The sequence below is a fragment of the Okeania sp. SIO2C9 genome (assembly GCF_010672455.1).
Classification (GTDB): Bacteria; Cyanobacteriota; Cyanobacteriia; order Cyanobacteriales; family Microcoleaceae; genus Okeania.
This window is the reverse complement of record NZ_JAAHGO010000028.1, coordinates 45,311-69,660: the sequence shown is the minus strand read 5'-3', so window position 1 is coordinate 69,660 and position 24,350 is coordinate 45,311. Positions and strand designations below refer to the sequence as shown.

Annotated in this window: 17 protein-coding genes; 1 reads left to right on the top strand and 16 read right to left on the bottom strand. The window is 35.1% G+C overall.

The genetic code is table 11. The annotated features are described in order from the left end of the window. Positions 1 to 480 precede the first annotated feature (480 nt). From F6K23_RS21385 to F6K23_RS21360, 7 genes are all read right to left on the bottom strand, one after another. Positions 481 to 744, bottom strand: coding sequence for a carbonic anhydrase (locus F6K23_RS21385; protein WP_293159554.1), 264 nt, complete (start codon positions 742 to 744; stop codon positions 481 to 483). Beyond that, positions 732 to 890, bottom strand: coding sequence for a carbonic anhydrase (locus F6K23_RS41980; RefSeq protein WP_367267769.1), 159 nt, complete (start codon positions 888 to 890; stop codon positions 732 to 734). The genes F6K23_RS21385 and F6K23_RS41980 overlap by 13 nt, the downstream gene beginning before the upstream one ends. 22 nt (positions 891 to 912) lie before the next feature. Continuing rightward, positions 913 to 1,467, bottom strand: a complete 555-nt coding sequence (locus F6K23_RS21380) for a hypothetical protein (protein WP_293159552.1) — start codon at positions 1,465 to 1,467, stop codon at positions 913 to 915. Between the two features lie 736 nt (positions 1,468 to 2,203). Beyond that, a complete protein-coding gene (locus tag F6K23_RS21375) occupies positions 2,204 to 3,487 on the bottom strand; it encodes a CO2 hydration protein (protein WP_293159551.1) in 1,284 nt (427 codons plus the stop codon). Positions 3,488 to 4,978: 1,491 nt separating this feature from the next. After that, positions 4,979 to 6,526, bottom strand: a complete 1,548-nt coding sequence (locus F6K23_RS21370) for an NADH-quinone oxidoreductase subunit M (RefSeq protein WP_293159549.1) — start codon at positions 6,524 to 6,526, stop codon at positions 4,979 to 4,981. A gap of 2,984 nt (positions 6,527 to 9,510) precedes the next feature. Then, positions 9,511 to 9,651, bottom strand: coding sequence for a hypothetical protein (locus F6K23_RS21365; RefSeq protein ID WP_293159547.1), 141 nt, complete (start codon positions 9,649 to 9,651; stop codon positions 9,511 to 9,513). A 427-nt stretch (positions 9,652 to 10,078) separates the two neighbouring features. After that, a complete protein-coding gene (locus F6K23_RS21360; protein ID WP_293159545.1) occupies positions 10,079 to 11,917 on the bottom strand; it encodes an NAD(P)H-quinone oxidoreductase subunit F in 1,839 nt (612 codons plus the stop codon). A 1,288-nt stretch (positions 11,918 to 13,205) separates the two neighbouring features. Here F6K23_RS21360 and F6K23_RS21355 point away from each other — a divergent pair. Next, a complete protein-coding gene (locus F6K23_RS21355; protein ID WP_293159543.1) occupies positions 13,206 to 13,568 on the top strand; it encodes a phage holin family protein in 363 nt (120 codons plus the stop codon). 204 nt (positions 13,569 to 13,772) lie between these two features. Here the strand turns inward: F6K23_RS21355 and F6K23_RS21350 are convergent, their stop codons facing one another. The 9 genes from F6K23_RS21350 to F6K23_RS21310 form a co-directional block, all read right to left on the bottom strand. Then, positions 13,773 to 15,389, bottom strand: coding sequence for a glycosyl transferase family 2 (locus F6K23_RS21350; RefSeq protein ID WP_293159541.1), 1,617 nt, complete (start codon positions 15,387 to 15,389; stop codon positions 13,773 to 13,775). A gap of 472 nt (positions 15,390 to 15,861) precedes the next feature. Then, the gene (locus F6K23_RS21345; RefSeq protein WP_293159539.1) at positions 15,862 to 16,611 is read right to left on the bottom strand and encodes a glycosyltransferase family 2 protein; all 750 of its coding nucleotides are present in this window, start codon (positions 16,609 to 16,611) and stop codon (positions 15,862 to 15,864) included. Between the two features lie 215 nt (positions 16,612 to 16,826). Next, the gene (locus tag F6K23_RS21340; protein ID WP_293159537.1) at positions 16,827 to 18,017 is read right to left on the bottom strand and encodes an RNA-guided endonuclease TnpB family protein; all 1,191 of its coding nucleotides are present in this window, start codon (positions 18,015 to 18,017) and stop codon (positions 16,827 to 16,829) included. A 473-nt stretch (positions 18,018 to 18,490) separates the two neighbouring features. Beyond that, on the bottom strand, positions 18,491 to 19,339 hold the full coding sequence (locus F6K23_RS21335; protein WP_293159535.1) for a DUF547 domain-containing protein: 849 nt from the start codon (positions 19,337 to 19,339) through the stop codon (positions 18,491 to 18,493). 367 nt (positions 19,340 to 19,706) lie between these two features. Further along, positions 19,707 to 20,969 (bottom strand): glycosyltransferase, encoded by a 1,263-nt coding sequence (locus tag F6K23_RS21330; RefSeq protein ID WP_293159533.1) that lies wholly within the window; start codon positions 20,967 to 20,969, stop codon positions 19,707 to 19,709. Continuing rightward, positions 20,917 to 21,645 carry a galactosyltransferase-related protein gene (locus tag F6K23_RS21325; RefSeq protein ID WP_293159531.1) on the bottom strand — a complete coding sequence of 243 codons (729 nt, stop codon included), beginning with the start codon at positions 21,643 to 21,645 and terminating at the stop codon, positions 20,917 to 20,919. The genes F6K23_RS21330 and F6K23_RS21325 overlap by 53 nt, the downstream gene beginning before the upstream one ends. Further along, on the bottom strand, positions 21,642 to 22,331 hold the full coding sequence (locus tag F6K23_RS21320; RefSeq protein ID WP_293159529.1) for a galactosyltransferase-related protein: 690 nt from the start codon (positions 22,329 to 22,331) through the stop codon (positions 21,642 to 21,644). The genes F6K23_RS21325 and F6K23_RS21320 overlap by 4 nt, the downstream gene beginning before the upstream one ends. 293 nt (positions 22,332 to 22,624) lie before the next feature. Next, positions 22,625 to 22,822, bottom strand: coding sequence for a hypothetical protein (locus F6K23_RS21315; protein WP_293159527.1), 198 nt, complete (start codon positions 22,820 to 22,822; stop codon positions 22,625 to 22,627). Between the two features lie 5 nt (positions 22,823 to 22,827). Then, positions 22,828 to 24,258, bottom strand: a complete 1,431-nt coding sequence (locus F6K23_RS21310; protein WP_293159525.1) for a group II intron maturase-specific domain-containing protein — start codon at positions 24,256 to 24,258, stop codon at positions 22,828 to 22,830. Between the last annotated feature and the right edge of the window lie 92 nt (positions 24,259 to 24,350).

Genomic DNA, 24,350 nt, shown 5'->3' with positions numbered 1-24,350 from the left:
AATATAAACTAACCTATCAACCCTATCAACTATGAAAGATAAATTCACTCAAACTAATGTAGCTAGACTTCTAGGAGTATCTTTTCAGAGAATTCATACTCTGAGAATTAGGAATAAAATAAAGTTTTGTTGGGATGCAAACTTAAAGGCTTGGGTAACATCAGAGGAGCATCTTCAAAAATATCTAACTGAGAGAGGAAAAAGAGTAAATTGATCATCTCATAAATAATCAAACATCGGAAATACAGCTCAACTAAAAAAAGGATACTAAATCAGCATCCTTTTTCAAAGTTATTAACGATAATATTGCAGAATTACTATGAGTATAACATTACTTCTCTTGAATTTGAGACAGCAAAGACTTTATACAAATGTCTGTTGAAAAAAAAGTAATTAAGGACAGGACATTTTATTACTCTCACTTTGTTAAGAAACAGAAAATACAGGCAAATAAAAGTAATGCAGATTTTTCTATGTCTTTTAACTAATCAAATACACTTTTCCTCGATCTAGATCGTAATAACCACCTACAATTTTTAATTTGTTTTCCTGAACTAACTGGGTAATAGCTGGAGAAAAATTGATAATTTTTATTTGCTCCATTACATTAGCTTTAACAGCATTTTCTACAGGAGATCCAGCTTTACCTTTAGCAATTTCTACAGCAGGTCTAATAGCAGAAATTATACTGCCAATTTGACCAGGAACAGGTTTACCTTCCATAGCTGTTTTTAGTGCCCACAATTTTCATGCCCTAGTACCATTAACACTTTTGAACCTAATACGAAAGTACTGTATTCTATACTACCCGTTTCTTCTAGAGTCACAATATTTCCGGCTTCTCGAACTAGGGGTAGTTCGAAGGTTCGTGCAACTACGGGCAATTCCATCGACCGTTACTACCGATCGCCCTTATTGCGGTTGATACGGCAGAGATGAATGGTGCAGATTGATTTTCAGATCGCCGTTTTCATCACGAACATAACCAAAAGTATATTCTACCTTGATCTCGCTACCGTCTGCTTTGGTGAAAAAATACTCACCCATCGAGGTTGCTGTATTGCACTGGGTAATAATTCCTTCATTCTCAAAGCGCACATTGTTAAAGGGTGCAAGAGCAAAACCTTCATCTTCGCTGATGCTGCCGCCGACAAAATAAGACAAAGCCTCTTTCTCCGTGCCTCTGAACGGATCATCGCTGGCCAGTGTAGGTTTGAACAAAACCGTACCAAGATCATAACCATAAAGTCTGTCAAGAGTACTTTGTGCTTCTGCTTGTGGGTTTTCTGCCTTGCCAATGGCGACAATCGCTTCACCCCAGCTTTGCTGTGCAGCTAGAACATCGTTTTCTGTGACAGGATTTTCGCATGGCGCAGATTGTACTATTGGCGTAGATTGAGGGTTCGTGCAACCAGCCATTGTGGTTACTGCAGATACGATTAAAAGTGCAAAGAAATTTGGTTTCATGGTCATCTTTTTCTTTTATAGGACTAGGCGTTAATAGGTTAACCTATTTCCGTCTACAAGGCTACAAGGAATACAGACAATTTTCTTGAGAAAGTTGCTGAAATTGTTCATAATTTCTGGATAATTGGCCAAGGAAATTTAAGGTTTTTCGTTCAACTTTCATCCTAAAATTGTCACTTGGTAATAGCAATTCACTTTAGGGATGTCACAAATAGTTTCCAACTTTAAATGTCAAATAATTGCCTGAAACTATGGTCTTATCAAAGTTTTCAGTCGATCAAATCTGACTTATGACTTATGATTTCTGGCTTCTGTACGTCGCTAATCCGACGGCTCCCCTATCTGACTTCAGTGAAACGGTATAACTCCTGACTCCTTACCTAATTAGGGCTTGCTGATTAAATCTAAAAGTATTTACAGATAAAGGTTTTAGCCTTTTTGGAATCGAATTGCAGTGCCTGGTATCACGTCTAAAACGCTCATGCATGGAGCGCATTTTAGGCTCATAGTTGGGCAGAACAATCCCAAATTGACAATTCAAATCCGAATAATTAAGGTAAAAATCCTCTTTTTGTCAATCAATTCCATTTTCACGCTTCGAGGTAATAATTAATTATTAATTATTAATTATTAATTATTAATTATTGAATCCTACCACCTCGCTCATTCCCTTTTCTCCAGTATAGCTGTCTTCTACTCCTACTAAAAGACTAGTGAAGCGCAAACCCTAATTATATTAACGATAATCTTGACGCTGAATATCTCGCAACCGAGCTTCTGGGCGCTTAAATCTATCTAATTGCTCTTCAAAAAATGCACGATTTGCTTTTAAATGTTCTAGGTCTGGGTCATCTAAAGGATGTAATGTTGCCTGTCTTAATGCTTGAATAACTGCTGAAGTTACACAATACATTGAACGTTGAAAAGTAATTCCTAACTGAATCAACATATCATCTTCGCCCCGACAATATTGTTTGTAATAATCAACTAAAAATGATGGTAAAAAATGCAGCATATCCTGCATTAATAATGTGGGAGGAATACCAGCATTTCCCACGGGAAAAACATCTGCATAAAGAATGCCATAATGAAAGTCTTTTTGATTTTCTGGTACTTGTTTTGCCTGAGCATTATAAGATTTTGTTCCACGGAAAGGTGCAGTACGATAAAAGACAGCTTCTACATAAGGTAAAGCAGCTTCAAATAACCAAGTAAAACCACAAGATTTGGGAATAATTTCATGTAACTCACCTCGAATATAAACATGATGATAAATCGGGCGATTTGCTACAGCAAAAATTCCATTTACTAGAAAATTCATTGCTTCTGGAACGCTGGTTAATTTCCCTTCATTATATAAATCAAACATTTCAAAAAAAACAGCAGCCATTACTTCCCAAAACAAACCAAGATTACTGTAATAAGAAAGTTGTCTGACCTGTTCGATAAACATTTCTGGGAATAGTTTATACAGACCTAACATTACAGGATTTCCTTTAAAATAAGCTTTAATTGCTTTATCCGCTGCAGCCTTATATTCAGGAGTATCTAAATAAGGGTCAAATTTACCTCCCATTTCCCGATGCCAAAACATTGCCCGCATACAAGCTTCGGCAAATTCCATATTAATTCTGTCATGCCATAAGTGATGTAATAATTTTGATTTTTTGCCACTTTCTCCCTTTTCAATAAATGCTAAAAGTTCAGGATGAGCTGTTGCTTCTCCACGCCAAACTCGCAAGTCTGCATCATCACCTGCATAGTGATTATGAAGTTCTAAATATTCTTTTGGTAGGAAGTATTTAAAGAAGGGTAAGGGGTTTAAAAATACTCGTTCGGCAATATAAAGTAAGTCACGCCAATAGAAATCCATTGGTACTGCATAAGCTTTATAAATACCGATAATTTGCATTAGGTTTTCTGGGGTATCTGGTAGCATTGCTCCACCTGCTTCGAGGCGGTGAATAATTTCGGCAAATTCATGTTGAGAGGGGGGAAGTTTTGTTTTTGTTTGTGTCATAATTTTTGAGGTTTTAGGTGTTAGGTGTTATATCATGTTTGCTTCAATGAAAATCATAAAAATTTGGCACTTTGTAGCACTTTGTAGATTTGGTTGAGTCCGCATTAGTGGAGCTTATCCTGAGGATAAATCCAACAACAATTATTGTATTTGTTGGGTTGTGCTAGCGCTTAATCCAACCTACGGTATTATAAATAATTATTCGCACATTAAGTTTGAGTTTGTATCTGTTGGGTTTCGCTACTTCGAGACGGGAAATTAATTTCGGCAAATTCATGTTGGAAGGGGGGAAGTTTTGTTTTTGTTTGTGTCATAATTTTTGAGGTTTTAGGTGTTAGGTGTTATATCATGTTTGCTTCAATGAAAATCATAAAAATTTGGCACTTTGTAGCACTTTGTAGATTTGGTTGAGTCCGCATTAGTGGAGCTTATTCGGAGGATAAACCCAACAAATATAATTATTTTTGTTGGGTTGCGCTAGCGCTTAACCCAACCTACGGTATTATAAATAATTATTCGCACATTAAGTTTGAGTTTGTATCTGTTGGGTTTCACTACTTCGAGACGGGAAATTAATTTCGGCAAATTCATAGGAAAAGTTTTGTTTTTGTTTGTGTCATAATTTTTGATGTTTTAGGTGGTAGGTGTTAGGTGTTATATCATGTTTGCTTAAATGGAAATCATAAAAATTTGGCACTTTGTAGCACTTTGTAGATTTGGTTGAAGCTTATTCGGAGGATAAATCCAACAACTATAATTATATTTGTTGGGTTGCGCTAGCGCTTAACCCAACCTACGGTATTATAAATAATTATTCGCACATTAAGTTTGAGTTTGTATCTGTTGGGTTTCGCTACTTCGAGACGGGAAATTAATTTCGGCAAATTCATGTTGGAAGGGGGGAAGTTTTATTATTATTTGTGTCATAATTTTTGAGGTTTTAGGTGTTAGGTGTTATATCATGTTTGATTCAATGAAAATCATAAAAATTTGGCACTTTGTAGCACTTTGTAGATTTGGTTGAAGCTTATTCGGAGGATAAATCCAACAACTATAATTATATTTGTTGGGTTGCGCTAGCGCTTAACCCAACCTACGGTATTATAAATAATTATTCGCACATTAAGTTTGAGTTTGTATCTGTTGGGTTTCGCTACTTCGAGACGGGAAATTAATTTCGGCAAATTCATAGGAAAAGTTTTGTTTTTGTTTGTGTCATAATTTTTGATGTTTTAGCTGGTAGGTATTAGGTGTTATATCATGTTTGCTTAAATGGAAATCATAAAAATTTGGCACTTTGTAGAAATTTTTAGGTTGGGTTGAGTCCACCTTAGTGGAGCTTATTCAGAGGATAAACCCAACAAATATAATTATTGTTGTTGGGTTGCGCTAGCGCTTAACCCAACCAACTGCATTATAATTATCCAAACTTGATATTAGTAGGAATTTTGAGAAATATTCTTACAGAGTTTTTATATCTGACAAAAAAACCTAATTTCTGTACTCCAGGAAATTAATATCTGCTGTATTTATCAAACTAGCTAATTTTTGACTTTTGACTTTTGACTTTTGAATTTCTATAGAAGAATTAGTCACTAAAAAATTGGAAGTTGCTTCACTCCAGCGCACTAACCAAGTAGGTTGAATTCCTAAAAAGAAAATCACTACTGCTAATACTAAAGCAGGGGTACGTTCAGACCAAATCACTTTAGGATAATAAGCTGTATCATTATCTAATTTGCCGAAACAAGTACGGTTTAACAAAATCACAAAATAAACAGCAGTTAAACCACTAGCAATAATACACAAAAGAGTAGGAATAGGAAACACCGAAAAACTACCCTGAAATACCAGAAACTCAGCAGCAAAACCAACCATTCCCGGAATACCTGCACTTGCCATTCCACCCATAATTAATAAAGCGCTCGTAAAAGGTAAACCACGCACAGGACTCATCAAACCATTCAAAACAGATAATTCGCGAGTGCCAACTTTGCTCTCCACCACACCCACCAGGTGAAATAGAATCGCTAAAATTAAACCGTGAGCAACCATTTGAGAAATAGCTCCCACTAAACTCAAAGGTGTATTGGCCGCAGCAGCAACCACAATATAACCCATGTGGCCAATCGAACTGTAGGCCACCATCCGTTTTATGTCTTGTTGAGCGATCGCTGCTAATGCTCCATACAAGACGCTAAAAGTACCAATTATTGCCATTCCAGGGGCGACTATTTGCCAAGTTTCGGGAAATAATCCTAAGGCAAAACGCAATAGTCCATAAGTGCCTAGTTTTGCTAATATTCCACCTAGAAGAATTGTGACAGGGGGAGATGATTCGACATAAGCATCTGGCAACCAAGTGTGTAAAGGTACTAATGGAATTTTAATGCCGAATCCTACTAATAGAATGGTTAATAATATAAGTTGGGTTTTTAGGGATAGTCCTTGGGTGGAGATTAGGTCATAATCAAAACTAGGAGAATTGCTTAACCAAGTTATTCCTAAAAATCCTGCTAATATCAAAATTCCGGATACTGCTGTATAGATGAGAAATTTGGTTGCTGCATAACCTCGTTTTTTACTACCCCAAATTGCTATTAATAAATAGATGGGGATTAATTCTAGTTCATAAAATAGAACGAATAATAATAGGTTTGCGGAGAGAAAAGCACCTGCTATTCCAGCATTTACTAACAAAATTAAGGGGTAGTATAATCGCGGGCGATCAACATTATTACCATATCCATAAACTACGATGAATGTTAGTAAGGAATTTAGGGCGAGTAATGGTAGGGATAAACCATCTATACCAAGATTATAGGTTAAACCTAATTGGGGAATCCAGGTAAAATGTTCTTGAAATTGTAAACCTGGATTATTTAGGTTAAATTTAATGGCAATTTCTACAGTCCAAGCTATTAGAGATAGGGCAATTGCTAAGGTAATTTTTCGTAATTTTTCATCGGTAATTTTTCCTGGAAAAAATCCGACTAAAGCTGCCCCTAAAATTGGGATTATAATTAAAACACTGAGCATGATTTTATGTGATTTTTCTGTTAATTAAATTTGAATTTAGTACGACATAGATTTTTGATTTTGATGTGGGAATTATTCATGGGGATGATTGAAAGTTTTGCCTCATAACAATTTATTATTAACCAGCTTAATCAGAGAGTCAAACTAATTAAAATAATAGCCTGCCATGACATAGATTTTTATAGCAGTTTTGGGGTTTATGAGGTAGAAAATTTTAGGACTTTAGGGAGTAGGGAGTTTTAGGATTTTAGGGGGTAGGAAGTAGGGAGTAGGGAGTAGGGAAAAAGATATTATAGCAATGTGCGCTGGCATATTTACACATTATTTTTTGTACACCTTTTCTAGATTGTCCTGTGAGCTGGACATTGTAAATACCTGAAGCTCATTGCTATAATTTTAAAACTGTACCTCACTATTTATTCCTGTATTCCCTGTTCCCCGTTTCCTAGCGCAGGATGGCGGAAATAACTGACCAGTTACAAAATCCTAAAACAATTACAAATCAAAATAATTGAAGTTTTCCCGTAAATTAACTCACTGCTAAATCAGGTTAATTATCAGCTTAAACATTTTAAAAATATTAGCCAACGACCGAAGTTATTTTTGAGTGTCATCTACAGATAATTTTCTGAACATCATTGATTGAATTTTTCCCGTAAATTAACTCACTGCTAAATCAGATTAGATTCAACATCTCAAAATTTTAGTCTAGTACAAACAACGGGTGATTTTTCAGTATCATCTACAGATTATTCATCAGAATAATTGAAATTTTCCCGTAAATTAACTCACTGCTAAATCAGATTAGATTCAACATCTCAAAATTTTAGTCTAGTACAAACAACGGGTGATTTTTCAGTATCATCTACAGATTATTCATCAGAATAATTGAAATTTTCCCGTAAATTAACTCACTGCTAAATCAGATTAGATTCAACATCTCAAAATTTTAGTCTAGTACAAACAACGGGTGATTTTTCAGTATCATCTACAGATTATTCACGGAATAATTGAGATTTTCCCGTAAATTAACTCACTGCTAAATCAGCTTAAACATTTCAAAAATATTAGCCAACGACCAGAGTTATTTTTGAGTGTCATCTACAGATAATTTTCTGAACATCATTGATTGAAATTTTTCCCGTAAATCAACCCACTACTAAATCAGATTAGATTCAACATCTCAAAATTTTAGTCTAGTACAAACAACGGGTGATTTTTTAGTATCATCTACAGATTATTCACGGAATAATTGAAGTTTTCCCGTAAATTAACTCACTACTAAATCAGCTTAAACATTTCAAAAATATTAGCCAAAGACCAGAGTTATTTTTGAGTGTCATCTACAGATAATTTTCTGAACATCATTGATTGAAATTTTTCCCGTAAATCAACCCACTACTAAATCAGATTAGATTCAACATCTCAAAATTTTAGTCTAGTACAAACAACGGGTGATTTTTTAGTATCATCTACAGATTATTCACGGAATAATTGAGATTTTCCCGTAAATTAACCCACTACTAAATCAGATTAGATTCAACATCTCAAAATTTTAGTCTAGTAAAACCCCTGATTTTTCAGTATCATCTACAGATTATTCATCAGAATAATTGAGATTTTCCCGTAAATTAACTCACTGCTAAATCAGCTTAAACATTTCAAAAATATTAGCCAAAGACCAGAGTTATTTTTGAGTGTCATCTACAGATAATTTTCTGAACATCATTGATTGAAATTTTTCCCGTAAATCAACCCAATACTAAATCAGATTAGATTCAACATCTCAAAATTTTAGTCTAGTAAAACCAACGGGTAATTTTTCAGTATCATCTACAGATTATTCACGGAATAATTGAAGTTTTCCCGTAAATTAACTCACTGCTAAATCAGATTAGATTCAACATCTCAAAATTTTAGTCTAGTAAAACCCCTGATTTTTCAGTATCATCTACAGATTATTCATCAGAATAATTGAGATTTTCCCGTAAATTAACTCACTGCTAAATCAGATTAGATTCAACATCTCAAAATTTTAGTCTAGTAAAACCCCTGATTTTTCAGTATCATCTACAGATTATTCATCAGAATAATTGAGATTTTCCCGTAAATTAACTCACTGCTAAATCAGCTTAAACATTTCAAAAATATTAGCCAAAGACCAGAGTTATTTTTGAGTGTCATCTACAGAGAATTTTCTGAACATCATTGATTGAATTTTTCCCGTAAATCAACCCACTACTAAATCAGATTAGATTCAACATCTCAAAATTTTAGTCTAGTACAAACAACGGGTGATTTTTTAGTATCATCTACAGATTATTCACGGAATAATTGAAGTTTTCCCGTAAATTAACTCACTGCTAAATCAGCTTAAACATTTCAAAAATATTAGCCAACGACCAGAGTTATTTTTGAGTGTCATCTACAGAGAATTTTCTGAACATCATTGATTGAATTTTTCCCGTAAATCAACCCAATACTAAATCAGATTAGATTCAACATCTCAAAATTTATATCTGAGAAAACTCCTGATTGTTCCGTATCATCTATAGATTATTGCTCCCAATAATTGAGATATTTTCCTCAAATTAACCCCCTGCTAAATCAGGTTAACTATCAGCTTAAAAATTTCCCAAATATTAACCAACCACCAGAGTTATTTTTGAGCGTTATCTACAGAGAATTTTCTGAACATTATTGATTGAAATTTTTCCTCCAATCAACCCATTGCTAAATCAGTTCCATCATCAGACTAAATTCAACATCTCAAAATTTATATCTGAGAAAACCCCTGATTTTTCTGTATCATATACAGATTATTCGTGGGAATAATTGATATTTTTCTGGAAATTAAGTGACTGTTAAATCAGGTTAATTATGAGTGTCATCTACAGATTATTTATTCCAATAATTGAGATATTTTCCTCAAATTAACCCCCTGCTAAATCAGGTTAACTATCAGCTTAAAAATTTCCCAAATATTAACCAACCACCAGAGTGATTTTTGGCCATTGCTGAGAAGCGGGATGAATATCAGTGGGGTGGGTATCCTGGCTACTAAAAAATATCAGTAACGGGCAATATGCCCATTCCACAAAACTATTAAAACCCGCATTCCGCATTTATGCAACGCCATTTTTGACTGTCATCTATGGATGATTTCCCTAAATAATTGATTGAGATTTTTTCCTGTAAATTTACTGAATACTAAATCAAATTAGATTCAACATCTCAAAATTTTAGTCTACTACAACCCACAGGTAATTTTTAAGTGTAATCTACAGATTATCCATGGAAATGATTGAAATTTTTCCGTAAATTAACCCGCTGTTAAATCAGCTTTATGGCAGGCTTAAATATTTCAAAAATTCAAGCCAAGCATTACAGTTATTTTTGACTATGCGGTCAGCTCTTCCTACTGAATGCTACGCAAACGGCTTTTTAATCAATTACGCAAATTTACTTTTAAACCACCATTTGCTCCCTACAAATGGTATTCCCCCTCCCTATATATAGCTGATAGCTGATTGCTGAAATGCTGACCGCTTTTCAAAATAAACCTACTACTAACCAACTTAATAATAGAGTCATACCAATCAAAATTGTCAATACATAAAACTGAGACTGACCAGAAACATTATATTTTAAACCTTGACCACCAAATACAGTAGCTAAACCCACAAAATTAACTACACCATCCACAAGATAGCGGTCAACCCAAGAAATAATTCTTGATACCAAACCCACCACAAAAACAATAGTAATTCTATACAGTTTTACAGTGTAAAAATCGTAGGCAAAAAAGTCTTGTATTGCTGGGAAAGGAAACTTAATTGGTTTCTCCCACTTATCATTTAAATAAATCAAACCACCAATACCAAAACCAAGCACGCTGGATAAAAATAATAAACCAGCAACAGTTTTATTAATAGTCGCGATATCCGGTAGTAGTTGCCATTGCCCCAACAACAGAGGAACGTGCAACGTAAAACCAGCCAAAATAGTCATCGGCAAAACCAAAGACCATAAACCTTCAGGAGATCGCTCGGTCATTTGTTTAGGTTTACCGCAAAAAATTAAACCAAACTCCCGAATAATACTAAAAGCAGTGAACCCATTCACCAACAACAACACATCTACTAACCAAGGTTGACTACTCCACAAATAATCTGTCATTTGCAACAGTACCCAGAAACTACCCAAAGGAGGCAAAGCAACTAAACCAACAGCACCCACTAAATAAGAAATTCCCGTAATGGGGCGACGAGACCACAAACCACCATATTGAGTCAAGTCTTGACTGACACAGTTTAAAATTACCCCACCCGTACTCATTACCAACAACGCCATCGCACAAGCGTATGTAAATAACAACATCAAAGCAGTTTCGTCTTGACCAGTTCCCACAGCGATAAATACCAAACCCATGTAAGTACTCACCGAATAAGAAAGCGATCGCTTAATATCGATTTGGGCAATAGCAATTAAAGAAGCACAAACCGCTGTAAACACTCCCACTCCAATCATTACTGTGGAAGCAACAGGAGATAAAGCTAAAACAGGTTGCACTTTAATCAACACCCACGCTCCGACCGCTACCACCACCGAATTCCGTAAAATAGTACTTGGCACTGGTCCTTCCATTGCTTCATCTAACCACAGATGTAGGGGAAACTGAGCGCATTTACCCAGAGGTCCGGCAATTAAAGTCAGACTTAATAAGGTAGCAGTTGTAGGAGCAATGTTTGCAGTTTTTGCCCACTCAGCTAACTCTGTATAATTCCAAGTTCCTGCTAGAGGTAATAAAGCAACTACTCCCATGAGCAAAAATAAGTCTCCCACCCGTTTTGTCAGGAAAGCATCTCTTGCTCCTGTCACTACTAATGGTTGACTAAACCACAACCCCACTAATAAATATGTACCCAGAGTGAGAATTTCTAGAACGATGTAACTCCAGAATAGGGAATTGCACAAAACTAAGGCACACATTCCAGCTTCAAACAATGCCAGTAGGGAGTAGAAACGTGCCCATCCCCAATCCATTTCCATATAGGCGATCGCGTAAATCTGGCTCAGAAGATTAAGACCAGTAATTAATATAGTCGCCCCAATAGTGAGGGTAGATATTTCTAGGGAAATGGTGATATTTAGCCCGGCCACATCTAGCCAAGGTATTAATAATTCTTGATTTGGTTGATTCCAAGCTACTGATAGAGCGATTAAGCCATGTAAGAAAGCGATGAAGGTCATAATCAGATTAATATAACCTGCTGGTCTTGGCCCAGTGCGTTTAATAATTCCGGGAGACCATGGTATGGCTGAAACTGCGCCGATGATGGCATAGCAAGGTATTAACCAAACTGTTTCTAGAAAGTCATTTGATAGCATTATTTTTCTTTTTGCGAGATTTTGATAAATAACTTGCTACTTTATTTAATTAATAGTTAATTTTATATTAAGTTCCATACAAATATTAATATTTTTGTTTGGCCAATAATTTGAATTATTTATGTGTTGCTTATGGCAGCTTAATTTGATATACAGCAGTTTTGCTTTAAAATGTGGCAATAGTAGGGGCGGGTTCCGCCCTATTCTTAATTGCTCAACATAAAATTTAGATAAACCCGCCCCATCCCTGACTGAGAACGGGAGCAAGATGCTCCCACTGTCTATACCATTACAATATTAAATTAATTGCTCAACATAAAATTTAGATAAACTCGCCCCATCCCTGACTGAGAACGGGAGCAAGATGCTCCCACTGTCTATACCATTACAATATTAAATTAATTGCTTAACATAAAATTTATAGGACTTACGCACATACGCTATATATAGTACTTGTAACTATTGTCAAATAGTTGCTGGACTCTATACATAGTGTCTTTGCGTAAGTCCTGATTTAGATAAACCTGCCCCATCCCTGACTGAGAACGGGAGCAAGATGCTCCCACTGTCTATACCATTACAATATTAAATTAATTGCTCAACATAAAATTTAGATAAACTCGCCCCATCCCTGACTGAGAACGGGAGCAAGATGCTCCCACTGTCTATACCATTACAATATTAAATTAATTGCTTAACATAAAATTTATAGAACTTACGCACATACGCTATATATAGTACTTGTAACTATTGGACAATAGTTACTGGACTCTATACATAGTGTCTTTGCGTAAGTCCTGATTTAGATAAACCCGCCCCATCCCTGACTGAGAACGGGAGCAAGATGCTCTCATTGTCTATACCATTACAATATTAAATTAATTGCTTAACATAAAATTTATAGGACTTACGCACATACGCTATATATAGTACTTGTAACTATTGGACAATAGTTACTAGACTCTATACATAGTGTCTTTGCGTAAGTCCTGATTTAGATAAACCCGCCCCATCCCTGACTGAGAACGGGAGTAAGATGCTCCCACTGTCTATACCATTACAATGCACCACTACCGTTTTATGCTTTTAGGGAATAAGGAATGAAGAAAAATTATAGATTAGTCTTAAAACTGTTCCTGACGCGGACAGCTCAAGAGTCTAAAAGTTAGACCAGGTAAGATTTTTCCTTCTGCCTTCTGCCTTCTGCCCTATGCCTTCTGCTATAAAAACACTATATAATTAGATAAAACAATTTAATCGCGATTAAGAGGAGGTTAAAAAAATAGCTATGGTTAGTTTTTTCCTAACTTGGTTAATGGCAACTTTATCACTTTTAATTACAGCTTTTGTTGTACCTGGTGTAAGAGTTGATAGTATTCCGGCAGCAGCAGTTGCAGCAATTGTTTTGGGGTTAGTAAATGCGTTTGTGAAACCAGTTTTAACAATTTTAACTTTGCCTCTGACAATTTTAACTTTAGGGTTGTTTTTATTAGTAGTAAATGGAATTTCTTTATCATTGGCAGGATATTTTACTCCTGGTTTAGAAGTTGATGGTTTTTGGCCGGCAGTTTTGGGGGCAATTGTGTTATCTTTTGTTTCTAGTTTTATTGGCGGGTTTGTTAATAAATCGGAAGAATCTCAAAATATTTAATCAGAAGGAAGAAGGAAGAAGGAAGAAGGAAAAATATTAAAAGTTTTTTGATACTGAATTTTGCCCCCCTAGCCCCCCAACTTTGGGGGGAACAAGAGTCAATTTGCTTCTAAAAAGTCCCCCAATTTTGGGGGATTTGGGGGGCTTGGATGTAGCAAATGGGACTTCTCAGACAACCTCTTAGATAAGCAAATGTTTTTCCTACTATTCCCTATTCCCTTTCCACTTACTCCAAATAAATCCTACTATTAGAGGCAGCCATAACCAGTATCTTTCCATTGGAGTTAAAACCCAACTATTATCTCCTAAAGTTTGTCTGTATGGCAAAACAAAATAAATAAATCCTGACAAACTCACCCATCTTATCCCTAAATTTCTAGTTGCTACAGCAAAAGGAATAAACCAAGTAAAATACCAAGAATGAACTATAGGAGATAAAGTTAATAACAAGAAAAAATACCATTCAGCAAAACTAACAAATCTACGACAATTCCAGATTAAAACTCCTGCTCCTAAGCAAAGAGGAATTCCATAAATCCAGTTAAATTTTGTAGATTGTTCCGAAACAAAGCTTACTAAATAAGGAATTAATTCAGCACTACGACCATTAACAACAAAATTTGAACTTGTAGGAATAAGCGAACATTTTCCAAGTTCACAAAAATTAAGAGCTGCAACGCACATCGGTAATAAACCAATTAATAATAAAAAACCTGCCTGTGGAACTTGTCGAATTTTTGTATAGAAAAAATTGCTAATTAATTTAGTATTATTTATCCCAATATCTTGTTCTCTAAAACATAATATTTTCTGCCAAACAACAAAAGATAAAATTGGTAAAGAAACCCATTTTATTGCCACACTTATACCAATTAAAAAAGCACTCCAATACCAACGATAATTATCTTGTTCTTTTGAGTTTAATATCCCGCCATCTACAGTTTGAGTTCCCATCCACTTTTTCCAACTTCGGTCTTTCCTTCTTCCTTCTTCCTCCTTGCTTCTTCCTTCTTCAACAGGAGTTTGAGTTCCCATCCACTTTTTCCAACTTCGGTCTTTCCTTCTTCCTCCTTCCTCCTTGCTTCTTCCTTCTTCAACAGGAGTTTGAGTCTCCATCCAGTTTTTCCAACTTCGGTCTTTCCTTCTTCCTTCTTCCTCCTTCCCTCTTCCTTCTTCAACAAAAACTAACCATGCTCCCACTAATGGTAAGATAAACCAACTATCATAATGACCACCTCCAGCAAAGGAGTAAAGAATCAAAGGATTCCAAGCATAAATCAAAGTTTTTTGCAGGCTAAATTTTCTACTTAATAACCAACAAATACCTAAATCTGCCAAGATAAAAGCAAACTTAAAGACAAATACTGACGGACTAATCAGTGCTAAAAATCGAAACCCTAATTGAATCAAAGGTGGGTAAATAGCAGAAGTATCAGGATGATTCATTAATGACCACCACTCTGTTCTATAGGGAATTAATTCTAAAGCATTTGGTGCTAAATTATAGGGACTAAAACCCAAATTTTGAATGTAACCTTCCCACAAATAACGCCAAATATCACTCCCTGGTTCCATGGGAATTAATATTAGTCTAGCCAGAATAGTTATACTCCAAAACCAAGCATAATTAATTGAAGGTATTGCCCAAGAAATTATAAAACCTAAACTAATTATGCTGATACCAATCCAAAATTTTATGACAATACCAGCTTCCTGAAAACTACCGTAGGGAACTATGAAAATTGCGCCTACTAATATCAAAAATGAACTTAGTAATAAAGGCAGATTTTTCTTAGTAGAACTTACAGAAAATAGAGTCATAAAATAGCTTCAAATATATATAATATTATGTCTGATTAAATACTTATAAATAAGGGAGTAGGCAGTAGGCAATAGGCAGTAGGCAGTAGGAACTTTCCATGGAAGATCCGTAGTGGCGTGACACGCGTAAAATGTGGAAATAGTAGGGGCGGGTTCCGCATTAAATTAATTGCTCAACACTAAATTTACATGAACCCGCCCCTCCCCCCTAGAAGTAATTAGGGCTTGCTGATTAAATATCAAATTAAATATCAAAGCATTGACTGATATTGGTTTGAGATTTTTTATGTGTTTAATAAAGTATGAGCTTTTCGGTTGCTCTGGTTAAAAAAGTGAGGATTTTCACCGAAGCAAAAGCCGAAAAATCACTCTTACAATTCTTACTCCTACCTTCTCGCTCATTCCCCGTTCATCCTGTCTCCTGTCTCCTGTCTGCTACCCTCACCCATAAGACTTTTTCAGCAAACCCTAATTAAACCTGTTTTGGCTTTTTCAATTTGTTAGTATTATTCTGCAATTCTATATTTTTCCAAAGATATTTTAAATACAATTTACCAAGAGTTGTAAGAATAATTGTTCCAGCCTGAAAACTACCTTTTATAGTACCTGAAATTTTTGAACGTCCACCCTGACGACGACGATAACCAACAGGAATTTCAGTTATTTTTAAATCGCATTCTACAGCTCTAGCTTGCATTTCTACCGTCCAACCAAAACCTCGGTCTTGCATTCTAATTCTCTCTAAACTAGACTTCCGAATTAAACGCAAAGGTCCTAAATCTTGATACCAATATCCCCACCCTAAACCAATTAAAAAAGTAGCTAATTTATTACCAAAATTTTGTACGGGAGTCATAGCAGACCTACCTGCTTTTGTAGCACGGCGATCGCCTAATATTAAATCGTATTTATTAGTAGCAGTTAAAAATTTTGGTAGTTGCTTTAAATCATCACTACCATCTCCATCACAAAATAAAATCCAATCACATTCTACAGGTGTATTTTCAATGCCACGCCAACAAGCTCTACCATAACCTGGGATGGGTTCTTTGATAACTTTTGCACCTGCTTTTATCGCTTTTTCTATACTTTTATCGGTGCTACCATTATCAACTACCATTATATTTTTTAGTCCGTAAAATTGTAATGATTTAATTACATTTGTAATGGTAGATTCTTCATTCAAAACAGGAATAATTACGAATATTTTTTCTAAAAGCATTTGTTTTAATTTTTTTTCTGAAAAATGAAGCAAGTATTTGTTTATAGCAGTTCTTTAATAGTTTTAGATCGCCCCCCTTAGAAAGCTATGCTTTATAAGCAAAATTATTTACAAACGACACTAGGAACTTTCAGCCACTAGCAATATATCACGCGCCGTTCTTAGAAACCTATGATTATCTATATAAATCTATGATTATCTATAGATAGTCTGTTCTATTCCTGCTTCAACCTGGCAACGTCGGCGTTATCCAGTCTACAGGCTGTCACGGTCGTTTGCTTTGCAACGCTGACGCGAAACGCGCTAGCGTTGCGGAGCAAACTGACCGCCATAGCTAAATTTAACGCTGCATTCAAGTCTCTATCACAACTAAAATAGCAGTGTTCGCAATTGAAAACGCGCTCTGATAACAACAGAGACTCTTTTACAGTTCCACAGTTAGAACAGGTTTTAGAACTGGGAAACCATCTATCAACGATGATTAGTTCAGAACCGTATAACTCACACTTGTACTCTAACTGTCTTCTGAACTCGTAAAAACCCATGTCAGCAACAGCCTTAGCTAACTTATGGTTTGCCATCATTCCTGATACATTCAGGTCTTCTATCACTATTTGACTGTGGTTTTTAGCCAAATAGGCTGTTAGTTTATGTAATGTATCTTTCCTGATGTCAGCTACCTTTTCGTGTAGTCTCGCTATTTTTAGCTGTGCTTTTTTCCAGTTCTTGGAAAACTTGGTTTTATGCCTGTTTAGGTATTGTAATCGTGATAGTAATGATTCTAACTTTTTGTAAGGTTTGACACCATCAAATACTTCCCCTGTTGATAGTGTAGCTAGTGATTTTATACCTAAATCAACACCAACTACATCTACTGATTTGTCTGTAATTTGAGGTTCTGTTTCTATCTTGAAACTAATGAACCATCTATCAGCTTTCCTGCTAATAGTTACAGATTTAGGAGTGATATTATCTGGCAGTATTTCATAAGTTTTTACCCATCCAATTCTTGGTAATTTTATGTGATTAAAGCCTACCGATATTGAGCCATCAAGAGTAAAGCTATCATCCCTACCTTTTTTCTTGAATTTAGGTTGTCCTGAGACTTTACTAAAACAACGCTTCCAAGATAACGATAAATACCTCAAAGCATATTGAGGCGCACATTTAGAAACTTCATAGTACCAATAGTTATTAGGTTTAACCATTGCTACTAAAAGTTTATGCAGGTCGATAGATGTGGGAAATTTAAGTTTAGTATCGGGATTATTGGAATTGTGAGTCAGGATATTTCTAGTTAGCCATAAACCCCAATTCCAGGCGTGACGGGCTACGCCAGCGTGTTTAGCTAGTAATGTTTTTTGTTGGTTTGTGGGGTGTAGTTCAGTTTTGAATCCAAGTAACATAAAACAGATAATCCCAGATTTTAAGAGATAATACCAGATTTTAGCCAACAGTTACAAACCCCCTAAATCCCCCAAAATTGGGGGACTTTTACCAGCTAATAGATTCTTGTTCCCCCCAGAATTGGGGGGCTAGGGGGGCAAAATTTAGTATTCAACAACTTTTCAAACATCCTCTAAGTAAAGATGTTTATAAAGCATAGCTTTCTAAGGGGGATTTAGGGGGTTCGTAAATGTACCTCATAACTGTGGGAATTGCCATAACTTCTACTACATTAAAAAAATAGCTGATAGTTGATAGCTGACGGCTGAAAGCTTAAATATTATTGAACATTTATGGAGTCTTCAAAGTCCCCCTTTCTAAGGGAGATTTAGGGGGAGCGTAAATGTACCTCATAACTGTGGAAATTGCCATAACTTCTACTACATTAAAAAAATAGCTGATAGGTGATAGCTGACGGCTGAAAGCTTAGATATTATTGAACATTCAAAGACCAATCATAGTCAGAATATTTAACTTGATAACCACCCTGTTTTAAATACTTTTGATCGTCAGGATTTACATATTTATGAGCATAATTTACGATTGCCGTTTCTGTTTCATTCAAGCCATCAATAGTTGGTTCTTGACCATAAGTTTTTTTATAATCTTCACCGAACCATTTAAAAATTGAAGAAAAATAAACAGCATTATTTTCACGGTCAATTCGGAAGCCTTGATTATTGATGAGAAACTGGTTAGCTTGGTCATTTAGTTGTTGCTCTAATTGACTACCAGTAAAAGCTTCTCGTCTCAGAGGAGGACAACTTATTGCAGCACAAACTAAGGCAACATGAATTCCTGGTTCATTAAATTCTTTCCTTAAAATCTGATGTTCGATATGGTCTAATGTCAATTGTTGCCCAACTATATCGAATTTACGAATCTTCCAAACACCAGGGATTCTTCTAATACTTTTAGTGGGGTAATTATCAATAATAGATTCTAAAGTAAAAGAGTTATAAGCATTAACTAAAAAAGCGATTTTTTCTGCATCTGTCCAAGAATCATAAGTGCTTGGCGTTACAGCTCCAATAGCAGCATTAAAATCATCAAGTTTTTGCCTATTTTCCTTTAATCTTTCGTAGTCAACTAACCCTTTTGCGTTGACATATTCCTTTAAAATTGAGTTGTAATCTTGATAATTAAATGCTTGAGCTGAAGTAGTAGTAGATTCTTGTGTACCTTGATTTGTTTCGCCTAGATTTGTCGGACTTCCACCACAGCTAGCTAAAAATATAAGTAGCGGTAAGAAAAATAATAACTTCTTAAGTTGAGAACTCATAAATTATTCTGCCATTTATAGTAATTTCATTACATATCCATGAAAAACGAACGGCATGAGTAACTTGTGAAATTTAGCTTAATTTTGACTTAAAAATTGATATTTATACTAATTATTCAAAAGGTCGTAGTGCATGGTTATTGTTTAAGTAACCGTTATAGTTAGGGTTTTAGCCTTCATTTACCGTTACTATACACGGCTATCTAAATATAATATTTTACCATTCTGATAAATAAAGTATTTTTACTTAATCAAATATCTTGTGTATTGTCATGAGTTACAAAATGATTACTTTCGCCAACAGTATCTTCTAACCTTTGTAATTAACTCAAGTGCTTCTTCCGCTTTTTTATCTTATTTTTGAAGTTCAAATCAAATGAAATATAGGTTTTATGTCTAACAACTCAACTTCCAGGGATGAATTCGACAAAGAAAGTTCTCCTGATTTGATTTTTTCAAAATCTGATTTCCATAATTTATCTAGGTTTAATCTTTCTTCACTTCCAAGTCTAGTTTCTTCACTTGTAGTTAGAGAACCTTGCCTTTTCCGTCTTATGTATAAAAATTTATCAATGTTTCTTATATTCATTGAAAAATAAGCTCTCAATAGAAACTGTGAGTCCGATGCAAATCTTCTAACAGTGGAGAATCCACCAGCTTTTAAAATACTATTTCTCTTTACAAATGAAGTTGGAAAAAAAAGAGGATGGCTTGCTTTTTTACATAAAGCTTTTGTTACTTCAATAGGAAACCTAATAGCAATAATTTTTTTCTGAATTTCGTCAATTCTTAATTCATGACATCCAGCCATCTCAACAAAGGGATTTTGTACCGCATAATTGTATAATTCAATGAAGCGATCTTTCGTGGGTATATCATCCGAATCTTGAAAACATAGATATTGACTATTAGCTTCCTGGCATCCATGATTTCTAGCAACATAAGGACCAAGATTAAACGGTTTTACTGCTCTATAGACATAAGAAAATTTTTGACTTGCGAGAGAAATATGTTCTTCACGTATTTCCTCATCAAAGTAAACCCAAATATTTTTTGGAGTTTTCATACTATTGTGCATTTGACTAAGGCAAATATCTAGATAATTTAAATCTCCCTGATGAGGTATAATTACAGTAAATTCCCTAGACAAGTTATAAGATGAATTAGGACAAGATAAGTCTTCATAGGATCGTGCCATAATATTTGGTTCATTTTTTTTATCAATTATGCTTTTAGCAGATAAATAGCATAATTTTTCTATACTACTTGGCTGATCATATTTAATAATTTCATCTAAGTATTCTTTTTTGAAAATAGCATTTGTAACAATTTCATCATTTCTGGCACTATCTTTTGGAGGTAGTTTTGGCTCAATTAAAAAAAGATAGTCTAACTGCTGGTCTTCAAAAAATTTTATTATGTTGTTAATCTTTTGAGAAATAAAACTGAAGCTCGTAACTGATATTACAATACAAAAATCTACATTTTGTTCTTGAATAATAAATACATAATTTCCTTCTAATATTTGCTTTTCGTAAAACATATTTGTTAAATCATTTAAAGTTGTTTGAACTAACTTATAATTCATAAGCTTTTCTTTTTTTGTAATAATATTTTCTATTTTTCTCAATATGATTATCTTCTTTCCACATTAAGTCATCACTATGATTCAAATGGATATATATCAGTTTTGGGGAGCGTAAAAAGTAGCAGTTTTTTGTATATCTTTCTATCAAATCTTGATCTTCTGCACCCCATCCAATGTATGCTTCATCCCATGCTTTTACTGAAAGAAGAGTTTCCTTTCTAAAAAATGGAACAACACCAAACTTTTCCTGATCTACAAGTTGTTTAAAGACGGCTGTTTCTTTATCTTCTGGGGCTACTTTGCAAATAGATAAATCTATATCGAATATACTATCTCTATCTATATAATCTTCCGGATACATCATCCTATATCCCATAAAAAGAGAATCTTTATATTTAGAAGCTATAGCAAGATGCATTTTAAGTGAATCTTTTATGGGAACTAGATCAATATCAAAAGGTGTTATAAATTCCGCGTTAGATAAATTTAATCCTATATTTAAAAGTCTAGATTTGTGAAAAATACCATCATCACATACATGATGATACTTGATGCCATATTCTAGACAGGTATTTTGACATGAAGGGGAGTTTGATTGCTCTACTAAAATAAATTCAAAATCAGGACTTTCAAAATAACCTAACTCGCTTCCCCAATTTATAAGCGTTTTTAGGTGATTTTCTCGGTTTCTATAGGCGATAAGGAGAGCTACACTCATATCAATTCTAATTTTGCCTCTTTAACATCTTTACTAAAAGTACCATAAAGATTGTTGCTTAATTTCTTATTTTCATACCTTTTAAGATTTATAGTACGAGAATCTTGCTTACTCTTGGTGGCATAATTTTGCATTCTTTCTTCATCATCATGAGACAAGTGCAAGCCATGACCAAGTCTAACAATATCTTTACCAAAAAGATACATTCTGTTTAGAATATCTAAATCTTCAAAACCCCAACCTATATAACTACTGTCATATCCTTCTATACTAAGAAATGAATTTCTAGTCCCGCATACAATTCCATAACCTGGTCTTTCTTCATCACTTTCACTTTCTTTGACAGTTTTGAGTGAAATAAAAACATCTTTATAATTACGTATATAGCAATCCCATTTATGTAGCGTCACTTCATCTATCAATACATCTGCATCACAACATATAATGTAATGTGAAGTTGCATAATCAATCCCAATATTTAGAGCAAATGATTTGTTGAAATACTTTCTATATTTCAACCAAATATGATTAACTATTGTATACTTTTTATGTAACAAGCTATTTGTGTATTCTGGTAAATAATCTACAAGTAATATTTTGTTTAAATACAGTTTTTGATTACTGTAATACTCCAGTGTGTGCTTGATACATTTTTTCTTCATTATAGGTATAACTAAATCAAACATACTTTCTGATTATTAAGATACTAGATTAAGTAGCATTTTGTAGGATATACAATATTAAAAGAAAACTAGATTAGCTTTCTAATAATATCACTAAGCCCCTTAATGTTAAATTCGCTTAATCACCTAGCGTAAATACAAGGTTGGCGCGACGAGGGGCAACCACCGATTAAAACTATTGAAGCGATCGCTCCCCAATTAAAAAAGTAAGCGATCGCTATCATCACCTATCCCTAATTACAGAAAAAATTAGGAATCAAATTAATCAACTCTTTCTAATTGCCAGAGAAGTTAAACTAAGCAATTCCATCACTAGAATTACTCGTCTCCAAAACCGGACGTGAGACTTTCACCTCATCCGGCTCCTCAGTGATTTGGCTCCAATCAAAATGAGTACCTCTACCACTATTCTTAGCAGTTTTCAGATCGTAGCAATGTCTATGCAATTCAATAGCACCCAAAACTTTCCCCTTCTTACCTTTTGAGTAGTACAACCACCCTACTTGTTCAAAAATTGAAAGTCTTTTTGCCTACTCCAATAAAACCAGTCCTTGTTAACATTCTCCTGTCTAACAAGAGGAACTTCTGTGTGTTTCAACAGCTTCACTCCACTGCCATCCTCATAACTACACGAAAATTCCTTTCTGTTTTCCCCAGAATGCCAATACTTTTGAGAAATCCAGTCATTATTTTTATTGGAATGTCTTCTTCTTGCCCAACGCCAGAGTTTTTGGTGTACTAAATGATCCAAATCCCTAAAAGCTTTCTTACTCACCACAGCCGAGTAATAGTTGACCCAATCCCGAATAATAGGATTAAGCCTTCTAATTAAAGCAACCTGTGGTGCAGACTTATGTCCATCTATAACCTCAGCGATTTGACGATAATGACTCTTCATGCTCTGGTCACTTGGTTTGACTTCAGTTTTAAAACCAAGCTTACCTTGATTTTTGCCCACCTCATATTGTCTGATATTGAACCCCAAGAAATCAAACCCTGGTTTTTCTCCACCATACTCATATAAAGTATGAACCACTCTTGTCCCACTTGGTTTTAACTCCAGCCCTATTTCAGACAACCACTCTTTAACCTTTACTTGGCATTTTTGAACCACATCTATATCTTTATGAGCGATCGCCAAACTACTACCATAGCGAACCAAACCCAAGTATTCACTGCTATCCACCCTTGATACTTCATACCCGCTTTCCACAGATTGAAAATCAAAAATTTCAGCATACTCCTTGATTTGCTCCTCCATACCATGAAGAGCCACATTTGCCAGAAATGAAGAAATAACTCCACCCCTTGCCATCTGCTCCTCCGTTGGAAACAAGCTTTCCTCATCCATCACACCAGTCTTCAACCAAACTTTGATTTTTCGACGCAATGTAGGATAAGTACCTAGCCTTTCCAGTAATAGTTCGTAGTTAATACCCTCAGAAGACTTAGCTATGTCAGCCTCAAGCATATACTTAGGCTCCAGCTTGACAAAACCAAAAATTGCTTCTACGGCATCTTGAGGCGATCGCCCCGGTCTAAACCCATAACAACTAGATTCAAAAATACCCTCCCATTCTGGCTCCAGAGCCATCTTGACAAGTATTTGTAGAGCGTAGTCCTCCATAGTGCCTCTCCTAGACTTAACCTTGCCAGTTATGTCCAAAGTTTCAGCCAAAGCAAACAGCTTTTCCGAAGACCAAATTTTCTCACTCTGGTTATCTTGAATCACCCCACGCACGGCCAATAACTTAGCGTACCAGGACCTCAGCAAAATTTTTTGGGGTCTACGAAATGCAACATAATCACGACTCTCAGAGGCTCTGTAGATTCTGTCCTGTAACTTAAAGACGTGACGCTCAACCTTTAACCAGTTAATATCGCGCCATTCCTGCCATTCCACCGTAGTCTTTAAACTCGTATTGGACATTTCTATTACCTAATCAAACTCTACATTCCAAATCACCGTGTGTCCGTCAGCCTATCCCATTACATTAAATAAGGGCCTTTGCTTCTGACACA